This is a genomic window from Corynebacterium poyangense (genome assembly GCF_014522205.1).
GTDB classification, from domain to species: Bacteria; Actinomycetota; Actinomycetes; order Mycobacteriales; family Mycobacteriaceae; genus Corynebacterium; species Corynebacterium poyangense.
Genome location: NZ_CP046884.1, coordinates 1,127,281 through 1,146,734, shown reverse-complemented (window position 1 = coordinate 1,146,734; position 19,454 = coordinate 1,127,281). Strand labels below are relative to the sequence as shown.

At 52.1% G+C, this 19,454-nt stretch carries 20 protein-coding genes; 6 read left to right on the top strand and 14 right to left on the bottom strand.

What is annotated here, in order from left to right:
- The first annotated feature begins 15 nt into the window (after positions 1-15).
- Genes GP475_RS05385 through GP475_RS05375 form a run of 3 tightly spaced genes read left to right on the top strand, consistent with a single transcriptional unit; the run spans position 16 to position 2,633 of the window.
- A complete protein-coding gene (locus GP475_RS05385) occupies positions 16-924 on the top strand; it encodes an ABC transporter substrate-binding protein (protein ID WP_187975598.1) in 909 nt (302 codons plus the stop codon).
- A 9-nt stretch (positions 925-933) separates the two neighbouring features.
- A complete protein-coding gene (locus tag GP475_RS05380; protein WP_187975597.1) occupies positions 934-1,863 on the top strand; it encodes an amino acid ABC transporter permease in 930 nt (309 codons plus the stop codon).
- 5 nt (positions 1,864-1,868) lie between these two features.
- Complete coding sequence (locus GP475_RS05375) at positions 1,869-2,633, top strand: amino acid ABC transporter ATP-binding protein (protein ID WP_316932487.1); 765 nt, start codon at positions 1,869-1,871, stop codon at positions 2,631-2,633.
- 63 nt (positions 2,634-2,696) lie between these two features.
- Here the strand turns inward: GP475_RS05375 and coaD are convergent, their stop codons facing one another.
- The 7 genes from coaD to GP475_RS05340 are packed head-to-tail and all read right to left on the bottom strand — an operon-like array spanning position 2,697 to position 9,384.
- Complete coding sequence (coaD, locus tag GP475_RS05370) at positions 2,697-3,176, bottom strand: pantetheine-phosphate adenylyltransferase (protein WP_187975596.1); 480 nt, start codon at positions 3,174-3,176, stop codon at positions 2,697-2,699.
- A gap of 4 nt (positions 3,177-3,180) precedes the next feature.
- A complete protein-coding gene (gene rsmD, locus GP475_RS05365; protein ID WP_187975595.1) occupies positions 3,181-3,762 on the bottom strand; it encodes a 16S rRNA (guanine(966)-N(2))-methyltransferase RsmD in 582 nt (193 codons plus the stop codon).
- Complete coding sequence (locus tag GP475_RS05360) at positions 3,744-3,974, bottom strand: acetyl-CoA carboxylase biotin carboxyl carrier protein subunit (RefSeq protein WP_187975594.1); 231 nt, start codon at positions 3,972-3,974, stop codon at positions 3,744-3,746. Before GP475_RS05360 ends, rsmD begins: the two co-directional genes overlap by 19 nt.
- Before the next feature lie 19 nt (positions 3,975-3,993).
- On the bottom strand, positions 3,994-6,129 hold the full coding sequence (locus GP475_RS05355; protein WP_187975593.1) for an ATP-dependent DNA helicase RecG: 2,136 nt from the start codon (positions 6,127-6,129) through the stop codon (positions 3,994-3,996).
- A gap of 3 nt (positions 6,130-6,132) precedes the next feature.
- Positions 6,133-7,722 (bottom strand): DAK2 domain-containing protein, encoded by a 1,590-nt coding sequence (locus tag GP475_RS05350; protein ID WP_187975592.1) that lies wholly within the window; start codon positions 7,720-7,722, stop codon positions 6,133-6,135.
- A gap of 28 nt (positions 7,723-7,750) precedes the next feature.
- Complete coding sequence (locus GP475_RS05345) at positions 7,751-8,419, bottom strand: uracil-DNA glycosylase (protein WP_187975591.1); 669 nt, start codon at positions 8,417-8,419, stop codon at positions 7,751-7,753.
- A gap of 5 nt (positions 8,420-8,424) precedes the next feature.
- Positions 8,425-9,384, bottom strand: a complete 960-nt coding sequence (locus GP475_RS05340) for a thiamine-phosphate kinase (RefSeq protein ID WP_187975590.1) — start codon at positions 9,382-9,384, stop codon at positions 8,425-8,427.
- A gap of 45 nt (positions 9,385-9,429) precedes the next feature.
- On the opposite strand from GP475_RS05340, the gene GP475_RS05335 reads away from it, so the two are divergent.
- Positions 9,430-10,401: a DUF3515 domain-containing protein gene (locus GP475_RS05335; RefSeq protein ID WP_262485241.1), complete on the top strand. Its 972-nt coding sequence runs from the start codon at positions 9,430-9,432 to the stop codon at positions 10,399-10,401.
- Positions 10,402-10,432: 31 nt separating this feature from the next.
- On the opposite strand, the gene GP475_RS05330 is transcribed toward GP475_RS05335, so the two are convergent.
- On the bottom strand, positions 10,433-11,521 hold the full coding sequence (locus GP475_RS05330; RefSeq protein WP_187975589.1) for a D-alanine--D-alanine ligase family protein: 1,089 nt from the start codon (positions 11,519-11,521) through the stop codon (positions 10,433-10,435).
- A gap of 25 nt (positions 11,522-11,546) precedes the next feature.
- Positions 11,547-12,545: an NAD(P)H-dependent glycerol-3-phosphate dehydrogenase gene (locus GP475_RS05325; protein ID WP_187975588.1), complete on the bottom strand. Its 999-nt coding sequence runs from the start codon at positions 12,543-12,545 to the stop codon at positions 11,547-11,549.
- A 134-nt stretch (positions 12,546-12,679) separates the two neighbouring features.
- Here GP475_RS05325 and GP475_RS05320 point away from each other — a divergent pair, with 134 nt between their 5' ends.
- On the top strand, positions 12,680-13,681 hold the full coding sequence (locus GP475_RS05320) for an NUDIX hydrolase (protein ID WP_187975587.1): 1,002 nt from the start codon (positions 12,680-12,682) through the stop codon (positions 13,679-13,681).
- A gap of 25 nt (positions 13,682-13,706) precedes the next feature.
- Here GP475_RS05320 and leuD read toward each other — a convergent pair whose 3' ends face one another.
- Positions 13,707-14,300 (bottom strand): 3-isopropylmalate dehydratase small subunit, encoded by a 594-nt coding sequence (leuD, locus tag GP475_RS05315; RefSeq protein ID WP_187975586.1) that lies wholly within the window; start codon positions 14,298-14,300, stop codon positions 13,707-13,709.
- Between the two features lie 15 nt (positions 14,301-14,315).
- Positions 14,316-15,752 (bottom strand): 3-isopropylmalate dehydratase large subunit, encoded by a 1,437-nt coding sequence (gene leuC, locus GP475_RS05310; protein ID WP_187975585.1) that lies wholly within the window; start codon positions 15,750-15,752, stop codon positions 14,316-14,318.
- Positions 15,753-15,828: 76 nt separating this feature from the next.
- Here leuC and GP475_RS05305 point away from each other — a divergent pair, with 76 nt between their 5' ends.
- Positions 15,829-16,545, top strand: a complete 717-nt coding sequence (locus GP475_RS05305) for an IclR family transcriptional regulator (RefSeq protein ID WP_187975584.1) — start codon at positions 15,829-15,831, stop codon at positions 16,543-16,545.
- A gap of 656 nt (positions 16,546-17,201) precedes the next feature.
- Here the strand turns inward: GP475_RS05305 and GP475_RS05300 are convergent.
- Genes GP475_RS05300 through thiS form a run of 3 tightly spaced genes read right to left on the bottom strand, consistent with a single transcriptional unit; the run spans position 17,202 to position 19,446 of the window.
- Positions 17,202-18,380, bottom strand: coding sequence for a ThiF family adenylyltransferase (locus tag GP475_RS05300; protein WP_187975583.1), 1,179 nt, complete (start codon positions 18,378-18,380; stop codon positions 17,202-17,204).
- Entirely contained in the window at positions 18,380-19,201 is an 822-nt protein-coding gene (locus GP475_RS05295) for a thiazole synthase (protein ID WP_318010359.1), read from the bottom strand. Before GP475_RS05295 ends, GP475_RS05300 begins: the two co-directional genes overlap by 1 nt.
- A gap of 11 nt (positions 19,202-19,212) precedes the next feature.
- A complete protein-coding gene (gene thiS, locus GP475_RS05290) occupies positions 19,213-19,446 on the bottom strand; it encodes a sulfur carrier protein ThiS (protein ID WP_187975581.1) in 234 nt (77 codons plus the stop codon).
- Positions 19,447-19,454: the final 8 nt, after the last annotated feature.

Genomic DNA, 19,454 nt, shown 5'->3' with positions numbered 1-19,454 from the left:
ATTAAACTCTTCATCATGAGAGTCATCCATCCCTTATCACGCCCAGTGCTAGGGATTTTATTGTCCGCTACGCTCTTGAGTGGTTGCGTCACAAATCATGAAACCGGCAACCCCGAGGGGTGGACGGAAATTAAACCAGCCGCTGTTAGCGAAATCGCAGCTTTAGTGCCTCCGGACATCGCCGCCAAGGGCTATCTCACTATGGGAACTAATCCTCCCTTTGCTCCTTTTGAATTTAAGGATTCAGAAGGAAACATCATTGGCCTGGAAATTGATCTCGGGAATGCCCTCGCTTCCGTGCTCGGTCTGGAATTACACCCCGTAGAGCAGGATTTTTCCAAGATCCTCCCGGCAGTAAGTGCCGGAACTCTGGATTTTGGTGGCAGCGGTTTTACTGATACCGAGGAAAGACGAGCCAGTTACGACTTTGTTAATTCCCTCTATGCCGGGGTTCAGTGGGCGCAACAAACAGGCGATCACGTTGATCCCAACAATCCTTGTGGCTTAACTATTGCGGTACAGCGCACAACGGTGTCAGATACCGATGATGTCCGCCCTAAGGCAGAGAAGTGCCTGGCCGAAGGCAAAGCACCGATTGAAGTTCTAGCTTATGATTCCTCCGATAATGCTGCCACGGCATTAGCATTAGGTCGTGCCGACGCATTATCGGCTGATTCACCCGTTACCTCCTGGGCTATTGAAAGAGCAGGCGGAAAAATTGAAACTACTGGGGATATGTTTCAAGCCGCCCCCTACGGTTTCGCTGTTCCTAAAGGCTCACCGCTAGGCCCGGCTTTGGCCGCAGCTATGCAGCATCTTATTGACACCGGAGATTATCAGCGGTTAATGAAGCAATGGAATATCGAGGATGGTTATCTTCAACACGCCCTCATTAATGAAAAACCAGTGAGCCAAAAGAAATAGGTTAAAACGATGTCACAGAACCCACAACCTGCACCTATTCAAGCGAAATCTCTTAAACACCCAGGGCGATGGATCGCCGCTGCGGTCATTCTTTTCCTCCTTGGCTGGTTTATTATTTCGGCGATCAATAATGAAGCCTATGGGTGGGCTACGTACCGCGCGTATCTTTTCGATACCCGCATCGCCAACGCCGCCATGCATACCCTCGCTCTTACTCTGTTAGCGATGCTCATCGGTGTGGTCCTCGGCGTGCTCCTAGCGGTGATGAGGATGTCCCCCAACCCGGTTCTTACCTCTGTGTCGTGGGTGTTTCTCTGGGTTTTTCGAGGTACCCCCATCTACGTTCAACTAGTGTTCTGGGGGCTGTTGGGCTCAATTTACCAAAGTCTGAATTTAGGGTTCACCACTCTTGACTTACAAGAGCTTTTGTCCAATATGTTTCTGTTAGCTGTTATTGGCTTGGGGCTTAATGAAGCCGCCTATATGGCTGAAATTGTCCGCTCCGGTGTTCAAGCTATCCCAGAAGGACAAACCGAGGCATCAAAAGCTTTAGGGATGAGTTGGTGGCTTACCATGCGTCGAACTATTTTGCCGCAGGCCATGCGCATTATTATTCCGCCCACCGGAAATGAATTGATTTCTATGCTAAAAACGACGTCATTAGTCGTGGCTGTTCCTTATTCGCTAGAGCTGTATGGCCGGAGCATCGATATCGCTAATGCGCTTTTTGAGCCAGTCCCCATGCTTTTAGTAGCCGCCACCTGGTATTTAATTATCACGTCTATTTTGATGGTGGGACAGCATTATTTAGAGAAATATTATGACCGTGGCTCTAGCCGAGCATTAACTGGACGGCAATTGGCTGCTCTAGCTGATGCCGAAGGAAATGTTCCCCACAATATTACCGTTGTCTCTGATTCCCCAACGCCAAGGAAATAGCGAAAATGTCAACACTGATGATTGATTGCCAGCAAGTGTGTAAATCCTTTGGACAACTAGAAGTTCTCAAGGGAATCAATCTGGAGGTTCCGCCAGGTAGCGTGACGTGCTTAATTGGCCCGTCCGGGTCGGGTAAATCCACTCTTTTGCGATGTGTTAATCACTTGGAGAAGATTACTGCGGGCCGTTTGTACGTCGACGGTGAACTGATTGGCTATAAGGAACGAGATGGCGTTTTATATGAAATCTCGGAAAAGGAAGCTGCCCGTCAGCGATCTGATATTGGAATGGTGTTCCAATCTTTTAATTTATTTCCACACCGCACTGCGTTGGAAAATGTTATGGAAGCACCGGTGCATGTTAAAGGGGTCAACCCGAAAGCAGCTGAGGAACAAGCTCGACGCCTCCTTGACCAAGTCGGTCTCGCCCATAAGGCTGATGCATACCCAGCTCAACTTTCAGGCGGTCAACAACAGCGGGTGGCTATCGCCCGGGCCGTAGCGATGGAGCCCAAGCTCATGCTATTTGATGAGCCGACATCCGCGCTCGATCCAGAACTGGTCGGCGAAGTTCTCCGTGTGATGCGTGAACTCGCTGCCCAGGGGATGACCATGCTCGTCGTCACCCACGAGATCGGTTTTGCCCGCGAAGTAGCCGACACAGTGGCTTTTATGGACGGTGGCGTAATTGTCGAGTCCGGAGCACCTCGGGACGTGATTGACAATCCCCAACACGAACGCACCCGCGCGTTCTTGTCGAGTCTGTTGTAAGGCGAGCTCCGATTTCAGCTACCTTGCGATTTCACCCCAGCATGTTCCGGGGTGAAGGTAGTACTAGGACGACCGATATTTCTTACTCAAGGCTTCAGACACTGCTGAAGGCACCATGTGGTGAATATCTCCGCCGAAACGTGCGACCTCTTTAAGCAGCGTGGAGGAAATATATCCCCATTGCGGAGAAGTCATGAAAAACAGCGTATCGATTCCTGAAAGTCGTCGGTTCATCTGAGCCATGGGGAGTTCATATTCATAATCAAGGGAACTCCTGAGACCTTTGACAATGGCATCTACCTGATGTGCTGTGGTGTAATCCACCAGGAGCTGTGACCACCACTCCACCGTCACGTTGTCTAACTCTTGAACCGTCTTTTCAATAAGTTCGACGCGCTCTGCCACGCTAAATAATCCAGAGCTTTTGTTAGGGTTGGCGGTGACCAACACCACCACTTCATCAAATTGCTCCGAGCAGCGCTGAATAATATCTAGATGTCCATTGGTAATGGGATCAAAGCTTCCCGGGCACACAACCTTCATTCCCCTACCCTTCCTCATCTCGAGAAAATACCGCCATATCCATTCTGGCGATACCATAGGTGCGTTTCTTTAATTTTTGTGTGGTTGGTTCATAGCCGGCTGGCCACTGCGGTTGCGGAGAATCAATGTGACGTTCAATAACCACCACCGCAGAATCTTTCAACAGTGGCTTAATAGCCTCAAGAATCTCTTCGACAGCTTCGGTGGAAAGATCATAGGGGGGATCAGCAAGCACCATGTCGAAATAAGCCCGCGGAGCACTAGCCATATAGGTGGAGGCTTTAGCTTCCACCACCTCAGCTCCAGGAAGATTAACTTTGGCGATATTTGATCGGATAGTGTCCAGAGCTTTGCGCTGGTTTTCAACCAACACTACTTCTTCTGCTCCCCGGCTTAGCGCTTCAAGCCCCAAAGCTCCGGTACCCGCGAATAAATCCAACACGGTTTTTCCGTCGAACCCAAACCGCACTTGGAGCGAAGAAAAAAGACCTTCTTTCGCTCGGTCGGAGGTCGGCCGGGTTCCTTCTGGCGGTACTTTGAGTTTTCGTCCCCGCGCAATTCCGGCAATTATTCGTGGCTGTGCCATGTATTCTCCTCCAACTCCAACAACACATCTCCCCCAGCAACATCACCAAACTGATCCTGGCAAATGTTGGTTATTGTTCCCGGTGCAGGAGAATAAACCGGGGCCTCTAATTTCACCGCTTCAATAACTGCAAGAGTCTCGCCAGCTTTCACGTGCTGGCCGGAGCTCACAGAATATCGCACAATGCCGGCAAAGGGAGCACAGATGTTCATACTATAAAGACTAACCCACCTAACTTTTATCTAAGTAACCATAATCGGGATGATAATCCTGTGCCGCCAATCTCAGCGCCGTCGATTTATCATCTTTCACCAATCGGGCGGCATCCTTGTGGGTTCGTTGGATGATCTGGACATCGCTCAACAAACTCAACAGCTTCAAACTTCGGGTATGTCCGGACTGGCGAGTACCTAGCACATCGCCTTCCTCTCGAAACCGAAGATCCTCTTCAGCTAGCAAAAACCCATCTGTGGTGGATTGCACGGCAAGGAGACGTTGATGAGCTGGGCTTCCTACCTCTGCTTCGGTGAGCAGCAGACACAAAGACTCGTGGCTGCCTCGCCCAACCCGGCCTCGCAACTGGTGAAGTTGGCTGATCCCGAAATTTTCCGCCTCCCTAATCACCATCATGGTGGCATTGGGAACATCTACTCCTACTTCGATCACCGTAGTGGCGATCAAAATATCGAGGTCTCCGCGATGAAAACGTCGCATCACCAGATCTTTTTCTTCACCACTGAGTCGACCGTGAAGTAACCCCACAGACAGGTCAGCAAAAACACCCCCGGGGCCAGTAACCGCGTGGTAGTAATCTACTACCCCACCGTCATTGTCAATTCTCGGACACACAATATAAACCTGCCGACCGGCGGCTACTTCTTCTCGAATTCTTTCATCGACTCTCGCTAGCCACGAGGTTCTTTCCACCGGAACCACTGTTGTTTGGATGAGTTGGCGACCTCGGGGAAGTTCTCTGAGATTGGAAATACTTAAATCCCCGAAAACTGTCATGGCGATGGTGCGTGGAATTGGTGTTGCCGTCATGACGAGTACGTGAGGGATAAGGTCATCTCGGCCCTGATTGCGTAATCTATCGCGTTGTTCCACCCCGAATCGGTGCTGTTCATCCACAACTACCAGTCCGAGATCAAAGAACTCTACTCCATCTTGGATAAGAGCGTGAGTACCAACCACTATGTCGGCTTGCCCCGAGATCACCGCCAAGAGTGATTCTCTTTTCGCCGCAGTGCTCATGGACCCGCTTAAGACCACAACACTTGCTGCTACCCCGCATTGATTAAGCAAGCTTAGGAGAGATCGCGCATGTTGTGTTGCCAGCACTTCAGTGGGCGCTAAGAGCGCACACTGGCGACCGGAATCAACCACTTGCAGCATTGCTAATAAAGCGACGACAGTTTTCCCGGAGCCAACATCTCCTTGAAGTAAGCGAGACATGGGCGTATCTGTTGCCAGATCGGTCGAAATCTCGCTCACCACATCTCGTTGCCCACGGGTGAGCTCGAACGGTAAATGCTGCGCTAATTGTTCTTGACGGCCGCCATCTTTCCTCGGGCATTGGGGGGCACGTCGCCGTTGATTATCAGCTCTCCGCAAAGCCATGACCAGGGCTAAGGCCAAGGCTTCGTGGTACTTGAGGCGCTCAATATATCGGTCTGGTCCTTCTTCCCCCGGCTCGTGAACCCCCCGAATCGCGGCGTCGAACTCCGGCAGCCCTGCCGGGGGTGTGCCCAACGGTTCGGGAATGGGTGGGGTCTTTTCTAAAACATGATGGATGGCCGCCATAATGCGCCAGGAGGCTAGTTTTGCCGTAGCTGGATATATCGGTAGGTACTCTCGATCAAGTAGTTGTTGCTTGATATGAGAAGCACTGCTTCCATAGGCTGCTATCGCCTTAAGAATGCCGGTACCTTCTCCTCCACGAGCGGAGGAATGTGGCCCCGGTTGAAGAATATAAAAGTTAGGTTGCACTAGCTGGGGAGCGTGTCGAAAAAAGGAGAGCCTACCCGCGAACATGACTACTGCACCTTCGCTGAGTACTCGTTGGGCATAGGATGATTGAAAATACGTCACGCTGAGGCTGCGGGTCTCATGGGCGACGCGCAATTGCAATCTGGTTTTGCGCCCTGTCCTCAGCACCTGAGCGGATGTCACAGTACCGAGGAAAGTAATAGTATCTCCTTCGGTGGCATGTTCTAGGTCCCCAATATCACCATGACGGGAATAGCGTCGGGGATAATGTTCTAATAATTCAGCTACTGTTCGGTAACCTAAGTTCTTCTGGATGGCCTGAGCCTCTTTGTGCGGGAGTACCTCGATAAGTTCTCGCGGATCCTGCCATCCCAACATTATTTATTCCACTCCTACTTCAGCGACACAATTCAGTCCATGAGCTGGATAGAGAACAGTTTCAATATCGCTATATCTTCCCAAATGGGAGCGGAGATCAGTTAAGAAATTGGCATGGAGCACCGAAGGGTGTGCGAGCAGGGTCAGTAGTTCCCCTCCGGTCTGGGAAGCCAATTCGCGAACTGTATGAGCAATGACCTCCGAGAGGGCTTCCCCGACGACGATGACCTCGTCCCCACAATTCGCTAGATAGTCTCCCCGGGAAACCGCCCCGGCATTGGTGAGTGCAGCCTGGTCAGCTTTGGAGATAATGGCTGTTTTCATTGAGCTGGCTGCCTCGGTCATATTGTAGGTTGCTACGCCCAGAGGAGCCTGGGGATCATGGACAGCCAGGGCAGCGATTCCTTCAACCAAGTGTCGGGTGGGGATCAACGAAATGCTTTGAGAAAAAGCGTGGCCGGCTTTTTCCACGCTGATAAGTTCTCGCCGGCTCAGTAAACCGTTGGGCAATAAAATCACTTCAGTTGCACCTTGGCGTCGGACCGTAGCAATAATATCGCTAGCCACATCCTTGGAGGGGGCAATGACTTCAGCCCCCGCAGCGGCGTACAGGTCCCCTACCGTATTGGCTTGAGCAATGGCCAATAAGAGACGCTGAGGGGTTGTGACTCGGTGCGCGGGCAACACTTCTAACTTGAGGTTACTTACTTTTCCGGCGGCAAACGCCAATTCAATAACTTTTCCAGCTTCTGCACTATGAATATGAACGGTCGCTGGGGCGTCGTAGGTGGAATTTTTCGCTGAATCATCGATCCGGGATTCTCCGATGACAAGAGAGTTTCCCAGAGGTTTAAGACGACTGGCTAGTTCATCAACATCTGCACCAACGATCTGAAACATCACTTCGATTTCGGTCGATGCTTCAGGTGGTGCTCCTACCGATTCCTCGACGTCAGATGCAGGAAAGGATGGCAGCGGGGTTCCTTTTAACTCATCAAGAAGAGTTTCTAGCAAAATAACCAATCCTCGGCCGCCAGCGTCCACAACCCCGGCTTCCTGCAGAACCGCAAGCTGGCTCGGGGTTGCTGCTAGGGCAGTGCGAGCAGCGTCTCTCGCCGCCCGAACAGTTTGCACTAAGGACCTATGCTGATCAGTTGCTTCTTGAGCAGCAATAGCTGCTGCTCGAAGAACGGTGATGACGGTTCCTTCTACGGGTTCTGCAATGGCCTTATTCACCAGCGCCAATGCGGTGTTTAATGCCTGGCTCACGGTATGTGAGTCAATCTCCCCATCGCTAGCGGCTTGAGCTAGACCACGTAATACCTGGGATAACACCAATCCAGAATTGCCACGAGCCCCGCGGACAGCTCCTTGAGCAAGAGCTGCTGCTGACCCAGCGATATCCTCAGGATGCTCTGGGAGATTGGCGTGAGCGGCAGCGATAGTGTGTGCCATGTTCGAACCGGTATCGGAATCTGGCACCGGGAAAACATTGAGCTGGTTGATTTCAGCTCGCCGGGCGTTGAGTTCCGATAAGGCCCGGCCCATCCAATTGTGGAGGACGGTGGCGTTTAAGACGTTCGACGCTGTCATAATCGTGTATTGGTCCTTGGCAGAAGGGTCAGGGCAGACGCCAGTCTATGGGTTCAGCACCTTGTTGCATCAAAATCCGGTTGGCTGAGCTAAAGGGGCGGGACCCAAAAAACCCACGGTGTGCTGATAACGGAGAAGGGTGCGGAGAGCATAAGCACGGAGTATCCCCCAAGAACGCTTGGGTGTTCTGAGCATCTCTACCCCAGAGAATTGCGACGAATGGGGTCCCACGCTGAGCCAAAGCACGGATAGCGCACTCAGTGACGTCTTCCCAGCCGCGTCCTCGATGACTTGCCGCCTTGCGAGGCTGAACGCTTAAGACCCGATTGAATAACGCTACTCCCTGCTGTGACCACGGTCTCAGATCTCCATCCTGGGGCTGAGGAACGCCGAGGTCATCTGATAATTCTTTGAAGATATTAATGAGGCTTTTGGGCAGGGGCCTAACTCCTGGCTGGGTAGAAAAACTCAGACCCATAGCATGTCCTGGAGTGGGATAGGGATCCTGGCCGACAATAAGCACTTTAACGTCATCGAATGGATAATGGAATGCTTTAAGAACGTCGTGGCCCGCCGGAAGGAAGCCACGACCGGATCGCTGTTCAGCTCGCAGAAAGTCCCCGAGCTGATGGATTTTTTCGGCAACCGGTTCTAGTACTGGTTGCCAGGTGGGGTGAACAGGAAGATGATCAGTCATGATTATTAGAAACTTACCCAGCCCTTCTGATAAGCCGGGGGTTGGCCCCCCACACTCATGGTTCCAGAACCTCGGGTTGTTTCACCTATTACTCGAAAACCACTGGGGGCATCAAAGGAAGTAGTGGCCAGCAAGGTATGGTCTTCTCCCCCGCTGAGCACCCACTGCCACGGATCTACATCAAGCAGGTCAGCAGCTTCGCGCATTAATGGGCTTGGGGCTATCGCCTCGGGGTCAAGATCAATGTGCACTTGGGAGCGTCGAGCCATTAACCCTAGGTCTTGAATTAAACCATCGGAGTTATCTGTCATTGCAGTAGCTCCGGTGGAGCGGGCAATCATTCCTCTCCCCGGCACCAAGGTGGGGGTCCGATGCGCAGCCACCAAATCAGCAAATCTTCGCGGAAAATTTCGGCCATAACGTTCTAAGAGCGCTAACCCAGCCGCACTGTCTCCGATCTTTCCGCAGGCAACTACCTTTTGGCCCGGACGTGCTCCATCAAGACGAAGCTCCGGAAGATTACCCCCTAAATGCCCGATGGCTGTCACGGAAATCACTAAATTATCGCTAGAACTTAGGTCTCCTCCTACCAACTCCGCTGAATAATCTGCCACCTGCAGGGCCACCCCTCGGGCGATTCCTTGGAGCGTACTTACCGGGGTGTCTGGAGGAGCCGCCAAACCGAGCAAGGCGGCTATCGGGCGGGCACCCATCGCTTGAATATCAGCAAAATTCTGAACTATTGCTTTGTGGCCAATTTGATCTGGGGTAGACCAATCAAGACGAAAATGCCGATTCTCAATCAGCATGTCCGTGGTAACAACCACCCGAGAATTTGGAGAAGCATGAGCTAAAACAGCAGCATCATCACCATTGAGTGGGGATGGAGCTATCTTCAGGATCTCGGCGATACTTCTACGCTCACCGATATCACTAATAGTTAAGTCCCTGATCTGTTTGCTCACGGGTCCTCCCTTTTCCCACCAAAGCCACGGGATACACTAAAGATCATGCGTGCTGAGTCTCCGTCCCCATTTAACCGCACCCTGGTCTATATTGCTTTGGCTATTGCGTTGAGTTTCGTAATTGGGGTTCTTTGTGCAGGACGATTGCTCTTTCAAAAAGAATTAAACCGACCCATCGGGATGTCTGTCGTGCCTGCTCCCCAGTCGGATTCGGAAGATTGCCGTTCCTTACTAACCCGACTTCCAGACAAGGTCGACGGACATCCTCGCGCTGAAATAGCAGATCCGGTTCCCCAAGGAGCTGCAGTATGGGGCAAGTTGGGTCAACGAGCTGTGAGTCTAAGGTGCGGGGTGGACCTTCCCGCCCAATACACCACCTTGTCATCGCCAGCAGAATCTGGCGGCACGCAGTGGCTGATGGTTAATGACACCACCCCGGGATCTACCATGCGCACTTTTTATTCCCTCAACCGATCTGTCGTGGTAGCACTGACTCTCGAAGATGCTTCTGCACCTGACTCGGATGCCGATACCCCGCCCGATGACATCGCTAACGCTGTTTCGCAGCTGCCCGAGAAGAAGTCGCAGCCTAATCCTGCCCCGTTGAGTGATCTTCCTAGGGTGCCCGGTGTCTCGCAGCAATGCGCTGATTTGCTGAAGAATCTTCCTGAAACGCTGGGGGGTGATCGAGGCTATCGACGAGTCCCAGTGACTGATACCGGCCTAGAGGATACGACCGACGCCGCGTGGACTGCCCCAGGTTTAGAACCAGTGGTGCTCAGGTGTGGCACAGAAGAACCCAAGAATTACCATCCTGGGGTTCAGCTCCAACAAGTAAACAACACCCCATGGTTTGTAGATACTGAGGTATCCCCTGGACAAACCGCTGGCACTTGGTATGCCTTGGGCCGAGACGTCTACATCGCGGTCAGTATGCCAGAAGATGTGGCTGCTAACGCCTCGGTTGAGCTGGGAGAAGCTATCGACAACCATACGGCAAGTAATGGCAGCCGCTAGGAGCTAGGGATCTCCCCGCCCGAACGGGAGGCTAGTTTCTCGACCGGGCTAAAGCTTCGTCGATCAAGACACTCAGAAGTTCCTGGTAGGTAACTCCGCTGGCCTGAAAAACCTGGGGGTACATAGAAATGGGGGTAAAACCGGGGAGAGTATTCACCTCGTTGAGGATGGGCCCTTGAGGGGTGAGAAAGAAATCGATCCTGGCTAGGCCCTTAGCACTAATCGCCTGATAGGCCTTGAGTGCTAAACGCTGTAGCTCTTCTAGAGTTTCTTGCGGATATGGGGCTGGAATTGTCGGAGACACCACATCATCGAGGTATTTTGTTTCAAACCCGTAGAAACCTTCCGCTGAATCTTCGGTGTTATTCAGTTTCGCGGGGACTGAGACTTTCAGCTCGCCGTCCGGGTACTGAAGAACTCCGACCTCGACTTCATCACCCACGAGCTCAGCTTCAACGAGGACTTTCGCATCATAGCGGGATGCCTTTGCAATGGCCTCATCAATGTTGTCCCAAGAATCGACCTTCGACACCCCTATCGATGAACCACCGCGAGCCGGTTTGACGAAAACTGGTAGGCCGAGAGTTTCCTTATCTTCTGCGCGAAGTGGGGTCCGAGGATCGACGACGATGTCCCGGCAAGTCGGAATGCCGGCTTCTCGCATGATTTTTTTGGTGAACTCTTTATCCATTCCACATGCTGAAGCTAAAACCCCAGGCCCCACATATGGCAACCCGGAAAGCTCAAATAATCCTTGGATAGTCCCGTCTTCACCGAAAGGACCATGGAGCACCGGGAAGATGACATCAACTTGAGCATAACGGGAACCGTCGGAGACATAACTGAATTCTCCACGACGTTCCGGGTTCAAGGATAAGGTGATTTCCGGAGAGGCGGGATCAACTTCGGGGAGAACTCGGTCATTGGTGCGGAGCCGCTCGGGATCTGACTCCCCCTGAACCCAGCGCCCGGATTGAGTAATCCCCACTGGAATCACCTCAAAGCGGGAGGAATCCAGGTGAGACATAATAGCCCCGGCCGAAACACAGGAAATGTTGTGCTCAGAACTACGGCCACCATAAACGATGGCAACCTTTGTGCGCTGCGAGGAATCACTCATGGCTAGCAAGTCTAGCTGTTCTTACTCATTCTGATTTCTTTGAGCGCCCCATGAGCTCAGTAACCATCTGATCAACACTTAAACCGTGGTGACATACCGCATAAACAGCCTGAGTGATAGGCATTTCTACATCATGACGCTGAGCAAGCTCGGAGATTGAGGCCGATGAGATAACTCCCTCCGCTACTTGACCGTGGGTTGCTTCCTTTGCTTCTTCTAGGCTGGCTCCTTCGCCGAGCCGAGCGCCGAAAGTGCGATTTCTGGATAAGGTTGATGAACACGTCGCCACCAGATCACCTAATCCGGCTAATCCGGCAAAAGTCCGAGATTGAGCGCCCAAAGCCACACCAAGACGTGTGATTTCAGCAAGGCCCCTCGTGATTAACGACGCGGTGGTGTTATTTCCTAGACCCTTTCCGGAGGCCACGCCACAGGCCAAGGCAATGACGTTTTTGCAAGCTCCTCCCAGCTCACACCCCACGACATCGGTGTTGGTGTAGGGCCGCAGATACGGGGTGGCACAGGCTGCCTGAATAAATTTGGCGCGGTTTTCATCTCGACACGCAATGACGGTGGCCGCCGGTTGTTCTTGGGCAATTTCTTTCGCCAAGTTCGGACCTGAAAGAACGGCTATACGGTCTTTGGAAGCTCCGCTCACCTCAGCAATAACTTCACTCATCCGAAGAAAAGTTCCCTTTTCCACCCCCTTGGAAATACTCAGCAAACTAGCGTCCTCGGAGATATAGTCGCGCCAAGCAGATAGGTTGTCACGCATCGTCTGGGACGGAACAGCAGGAACAACAATATCGGCGCCGGTTAACGCCTCAGCGGCATCAGCGGTGGCATGAAGTGAAGAAGGCAACAGGATATCTGGTAAATAGTCATTATTGCGGTGCTCGGTTTTTAATGTTTGAGCTAGCTGAGGACGTCGTGCCCACAGCGTGACGCTATTTCCGGCGTCGGCAAAAACCTTTGCCAAAGTCGTCCCCCACGACCCTGCACCCATCACCGAGACATTAACCATTTTTCCTCCTGCAAAAAATCTTCTTCACAAGCAGTGCTGTTTCGCATTCTACGGGTTAAGGGTGCGGGATTTGTGGGCATAGGCGAAGATAATAGATATCAATACAATCCAGCCCGGAGAAGGATGTGAGTTTCATGGCGAAACACCCGCACGAAAATGATAAAGATCAAGCTGGTGACATTGAGATCAAAGGGCGGTATCAAACTATTCCCTCTCGACCGCATAAGGAGTTTCCGCGCACCACTTTGGCAGCCGGAGCGGTGTTGTGGCGAGGAAACCTTGAACAACCAGAAAGCATCAAGGTCGCGGTCATCCATCGGCCTCATTATGACGACTGGTCACTAGCCAAGGGGAAGGTGGATTCTGGAGAATCCCTGGCTCAAACCGCTGCCCGAGAAATTGCCGAAGAAACTGGATATAGCGTTTGCTTGGGGAAACTCCTGGGACGAGTTCACTATCCGGTGGGGCAGCGCACCAAAGTGGTGTACTACTGGACTGCTGAAGTAACTGGCGGATCTTTCACCCCAAATAATGAAGTCGACGACATCAAGTGGCTGCCGATTCCGGAGGCGCGGTCACTTCTCTCCTATGATATTGACGCTCATGTTCTGGATAAGGCGGCGAAACGGTTCCAATTACCTGCTCACAGCCGGATCCTTTATGTTCGCCATGCTCACGCATTTCAGCGGCGGAATTGGGATGGAGATGACAACCTGCGGCCACTGGATAAAAAAGGACAGCGCCAAGCCGAGGCTCTGGTATCAATGTTGCGGCCCTTTCAGCCCACCGCCATTTATTCTGCGTTACCTAACCGGTGCCAAGCTACTGCCGCCCCGCTGGCGAAAGAGATAGGTGTAGACGTCGAGGTTGATGAATTGTTCGGAGATGAAGGTTGGCTTCACCACATGACTGGCGCCCAGGCGCGTTTTACTGAGGTGATTGCTCAAGGAGGCGTCTCCGTCGTGGTGGCACAAGGTTTAATTATTCCCGATATGATCGCCTGGCTGGCGGCACAAGGACGATTACCTCTAGAAGAAGAAATCAAAGCCAAAAAAGCCTCGGTGTGGGTACTCAGTTTCCACAATGGAGAACTCACCGGAGCGGACTACCTGGCTAGCCCGCTCCCGGTGAAATAATCAGCCCCCAGGTGAAAGCCCCACCTTAGGCAGTGATGACGGGCTTGAACTGCGGCCGCGCGGCCTCGAATTGGGCGATCTTATCTTCTTGCCGAAGAGTTAAACCAATGTCATCGAGGCCCTCCATAAGTCGCCACTGGGTATAATCATCCACCTCAAAACGATAAATATTTTCACCCGCAGTGGCGGTGCGTTCATTGAGGTTAACGGTGATGTCCAAGCCTGGTTCTTGTTCCAGTTGCTTCCAAAGAAGCTCGATATCAGATTGATCCATCACTGCAGCTAGTAAACCTGCTTTTCCGGCGTTGCCGCGGAAAATATCGGCGAAGCGGGACGAAAATACTACCCGGAACCCATAATCCATGAGGGCCCATACCGCATGTTCACGGGAAGAACCCGTTCCGAAATCCGGCCCGGCTACCAGAACTGAACCGTGTCGATAGGCTTCAGTGTTTAACACAAAATCTGGGTCATTTTTTCGCCAGTGAGAAAAAAGACCATCCTCAAAGCCGCTGCGGCTTACTCGCTTTAAGTAGACCGCTGGAATAATTTGATCTGTGTCAACATTGGAGCGCATCAGCGGGACGCCCACGCCGGTGTGAATAGTAAATTTTTCCATGGTAACTAAGACTCCTTACAGGTCAGCCGGGCTCGCTAAATGCCCTGCCACTGCTGTGGCTGCTGCAACTTCCGGGGACACCAAGTGAGTGCGTCCACCTGGCCCTTGACGGCCCTCAAAGTTGCGATTTGAGGTTGATGCAGAACGCTCTCCAGGGGCCAGTTGATCTGGATTCATTCCTAGGCACATGGAGCAACCAGCAGTGCGCCACTCAGCCCCAAACTCCCGGAAAATCTTGTCTAATCCTTCTGCCTCGGCTTGTTGCTTCACCATGGTCGATGACGGAACTACCAGCATTCGGGTGCCCGACGCTATTGTCCGTCCTTTGACCACCGCAGCAGCAGCACGAAGATCTTCAATCCGAGCATTAGTACACGAACCTAAGAAAACCGTATCGATGGAGATGTCTCGCAGTGGAGTTCCGGGGGTCAGGTCCATATAGCGCAAGGCTTTTTCCGCGGCTGCCTTGTCATTATCGTTGGTAAAAGACTCTGGATCTGGAACTGATTCACTCAATGGGAGCCCCTGCCCTGGGTTGGTTCCCCACGTAACGTAGGGAGTCAAAGCAGAGCCATCAATGTGAATAACCTTGTCAAATTCAGCTCCATCATCGGTAGCTAAGGTTCGCCAGTAAGCTACCGCCTGATCCCATTGTTCTCCGGTGGGTGCAAACTCCCTGCCCTGAAGATAATCAAAAGTAGTGTCATCGGGAGCAATCATTCCAGCCCGCGCACCAGCTTCAATAGACATATTGCATATTGTCATGCGGGCTTCCATGCTGAGTTTGGAAATTACTTCTCCCCGATATTCGATAATGTACCCTTGCCCACCACCGGTCCCTATTTTGGCGATGATCGCTAAAATAACGTCTTTTGCGCTTACCCCTTCGCCAAGTTCTCCACTCACCTCGATGGCCATTGTTTTAAATGGTTTGAGAGATAATGTCTGGGTGGCCATGACGTGTTCTACTTCGGAGGTACCGATACCCATGGCGATAGCGCCAAAAGCTCCATGAGTAGAGGTGTGGGAGTCGCCACATACGATAGTCATGCCTGGCTGGGTGGCTCCTAATTGTGGACCAACCGTATGGACAATACCCTGCTTGACATCACCCATGGGATGAAGTCGGACCCCGAATTCAGCACAGTTTTTTCTTAACGTTTCTACTTGGGTTCGGGACGTTGGGTCGCCGATTTCTCGGAGATGACCGTCGATAATCCCCTCAGTCGGGACGTTATGGTCCTCTGTTGCTAAGTGGAGTTCGGGATGCCGCATTTTACGCCCCGCCATCCTTAGACCGTCAAAAGCCTGAGGAGAGGTAACCTCATGAAGGAGCTGAAGATCAATGTAGATAAGATCAGGTTCGCCGTTGTTCCCTTTACTCACCACATGGTCTCGCCAGACTTTCTCGGCCAAGGTTAGTTTTTCACTATCGGACACGGGTTGAGTCACCTCTTTTCGTGCTTATTGGAGAATCCCCCGGGCTGAAAAGATGGATTCTCACAATATGGAATGTTAGTATCGTTATATGGGACAGTATAGCGTATCTGCCAACTCGGGCATCAAGGTGTTAGACCGAGCGGCGTCAATCATGACTGCCGTTGCCGCACAACCACGCTCACTTGCAGAACTTTGCGAAGCTACCGACCTGCCGCGCGCCACCGCTCACCGCCTAGCCACCGCCCTGGAGGTGCATCGCCTATTAAGCCGCACAAATGACGGACGATGGTCTGTTGGTCCGGCTTTATCCTCCTTAAGCGTCGGCGGTAAAGACCAGCTCATCGATGCTGCCACACCCGTAATGGCAGGATTGATGGACCTTACTCAGGAGTCTGTCCAGCTCTATCAACTCACCGGAACCACCCGGACCTGCATCGCCGCTCAAGAACCTCCGGTAGGTTTACAAAACACCGTGCCGGTGGGTTCTCGCATGGCGCTAACCGCTGGCTCTGCCGCGAAAATCTTTCTCGCCTATTCTGCCCCCGGGTTAGCGGAAGCTATTCTCCCACAAGCGCGCTTCACCGCTGAAGACCTTGAGGAAGTTCGACGCCAAGGCTGGTCAGAATCGGTATCTGAACGCGAAGTCGGTTTGGCCAGCTTGTCTGCCCCTGTTTTCAACAGCAATGGGCTCTTTATTGCCGTGCTGTCAATTTCTGGACCCGCCGATAGATTAAAGCCTCATCCTGGGCGAAAGTGGAGGAAGGAACTAGTGGCTGCAGCAGAAAAGCTTTCCGAATCTCTCTAGATGTACGGTAGATTATCGGTGACCGACTTCCCTCGAATTCTTAGAATTTTGCCTCCTCAGAGGGACTTCCCCCAGTTGGTGATGTTCACATAAGAAAACCCGCTTGCTTTCCGTCCTACAAAAGCAAGCGGGAAACCGAACCACGAAACCACTGAAGTAGAAACTCTTCGCCTTGAAGTTGCACGTCGTGGTTGAGGCGGAAGTATCAAGCGGCGGAGGTCGGTGTTCCCTCTCATCGCGTCCGCATGACCCGGAAGGGGCCTAAGGTCCAGCGTGCCTAGTTTCGCTTAGGGCTATGCAGTTCTTGGGGACACATCATGATCATCATGCCTTAAATAAGCTCCTGCTTCACGCGAAAATAGCGGTATGGGAAGTCTGGATTATGGCTATGCCGCTTATATTTTTAAGGAAGCTGACCATGGTGTCTGGGGTTCTGATATGAATAACTTGCTGCCATATAGTCCCCTTTCCACATTGCGGATCTGTTACTTTTCCGAAGTTGCTAGCTGCTTCGTTGGTCGTTAGTTTAACTACAATCGCAGCCCCTGTGAAGAGACAAATAACACATTGACCCATTAGTTGTGCCGTGAGACACTTAAAAATTGGTGTGGTTTTTCGCTTTCTCGCTAGATCTCCATCGGGTTTCGGATAATGCTTTAGCGCTCCACATCTTCCGGAAAAACAGCACGCCACGCCTCTATTCCTCCGGCTGCATTAAACAGCCTGAGAGAATCACCCCACCGACTTTCTTCCCTGTGTTGCACCAAATGTGCAATTGCGCGCCGCGAGCGCACACCAGTACGGCAATACAGAATAATGTCCGACGGCTCAGGGCACTCACTCATGGCATCCTTGAGGCTGTCCCACCCTTGCTCCAACACTTCTGCTAAGGGAACCCCATAAGACCTAGGAATAAAACCTTCGGATCGCTCCTTTGCATCCCGAACATCAACCAGGATTGCTCCGTCATCCACCATTGTCCGAACGTCATCGGGTTTCACATCGACAACCGGGGAATAGCTGTGTACACTGGGCCGATCACGCCATAGCGCGGTGATTTCCGCCAAGGAGGTCACCGGCTTACGTTGCGGATCAGAGGCAAAGCTGAACGTGCGAAAGGTGGCGTCGAATACATCCATCACAATAAGTTTGCCGAGAGCAGGTTCCCCGATCTTCGTGAGCACTTTGATCGCCTCAGCTGCCATATATGATCCCACCATGCCTACCAAGGCTCCTAGAACTCCGCCTTCAGCACATGACGGAACAGAGTCTGGGTCTGGAATTTCCGGGTAAAGATCTCTCAAGCCGGGACCTCGGTCTGGCCAAAAGACAGAGAGCTGGGCGAAAAATTGAGAGATTGTTGCCCACACCAAGGGTGTTCCAGAGATTTCTGATGCGTCTGCCGCTAAATATCGGGTGAGGAAATTATCACTGCCGTCTAGGACAACATCGTGCTCCTGGAAAAGCGCTACAGCATTGTCAGGATGCAACCCTTCACTGATCGCAGTGACGTGGAGACGAGAGTTCAAGGCCAATAAGGTTTCGCGTGATGATTCGACTTTAGACTTTCCAATCCGGGACTCAGTGTGGATGATTTGACGTTGAAGATTACTTTCGTCCACGACGTCATCATCAATGATGGTGATGTGCCCCACTCCGGCTGCGGCTAAATACAGCAAACTGGAGGAACCTAAACCACCGGCCCCAATCACCAACACTCGAGAATCCCTCAGAATATGCTGGGATTGCACGCTGAAACCGGGAAGGCTTAAGTGCCGAGCATAGCGTTGCTGCTCGTGTGGGCTCAGTGCTTCCGGATCAGGAGAGTTCACCATCACAAATATTCCTCACGACTTTGGGGTTTCACCGGACTGATCATCCCAGAGAAACTCGAACTGGGTTGGGCTAGGTGCCGTTGAGGGATTCTGCCCGCGTTCTTTGCCTGAAAACCAGCAATGACCGCATATTTCATGGCCTTAGCCATCGCTACCGGGTCTTGAGCTCGAGTCACCGCACTCGCCAGAAGGACTGCGTCACACCCCAATTCCATAGCGAAGGCTGCTTCCGAAGCCGTCCCGATCCCCGCATCCAAAATGATCGGAACTGAGGCGCGCTCCGCAATAAGCTCAATATTGTGCGGGTTAAGGACTCCCAACCCTGTCCCAATGGGAGCACCAGCCGGCATCACTGCGGCGCATCCCAGATGTTCAAGGTGTTTCGCTAACGCCGGATCATCATTGGTATAAGCCATAACTTCGAACCCATCATTAATAAGTTGCTCCGCAGCATCAACCAATTCCACCGCATTAGGTAATAATGTTTCCTCGTCAGCAATCACTTCTAATTTAATGAGATTAGTCTCTAAGGCTTCTCGTGCTAATTTCGCTGTTAATACCGCATCTCGGGCAGTGTAACAGCCAGCGGTATTAGGCAATGGAGCGATATTATTGCGCCGAAGAATTCCAAAAACCGATTCTTGTGTGGATGGAGAGAATCGACGCAAAGCCACGGTTGTCAGCTCAGTTTCAGAGGCAATGAGGGCTCGTTCCAAGGTATCGAGGCTACTGGCTCCCCCGGTCCCGAGGATCAATCGTGACGTCATGGTCAGATCCCCAATAGTTAGCGGAGGAACAAGACATTTTGAGGCATTCTGAATCACGATGACCGCTATCCCCCTTGGACCGCGCCCACAATATCAATAGTGCCTTCAGCCAAGGTATGACACCAGGAACTACGCGGCACGACCTGCGAATTCTTAGCTACCGCAATAGCGAGGGGTTCACCCTCAACACGGTAACCCTGCTCAGTTAAGCTAACCCCTAATCTCTTCTCAATAAGATCTTTAATTGTTTCTCCAGCCACAGGTTCAAATTTTTCACCATTAATAAGATTGTCAGTCATAGTCACTC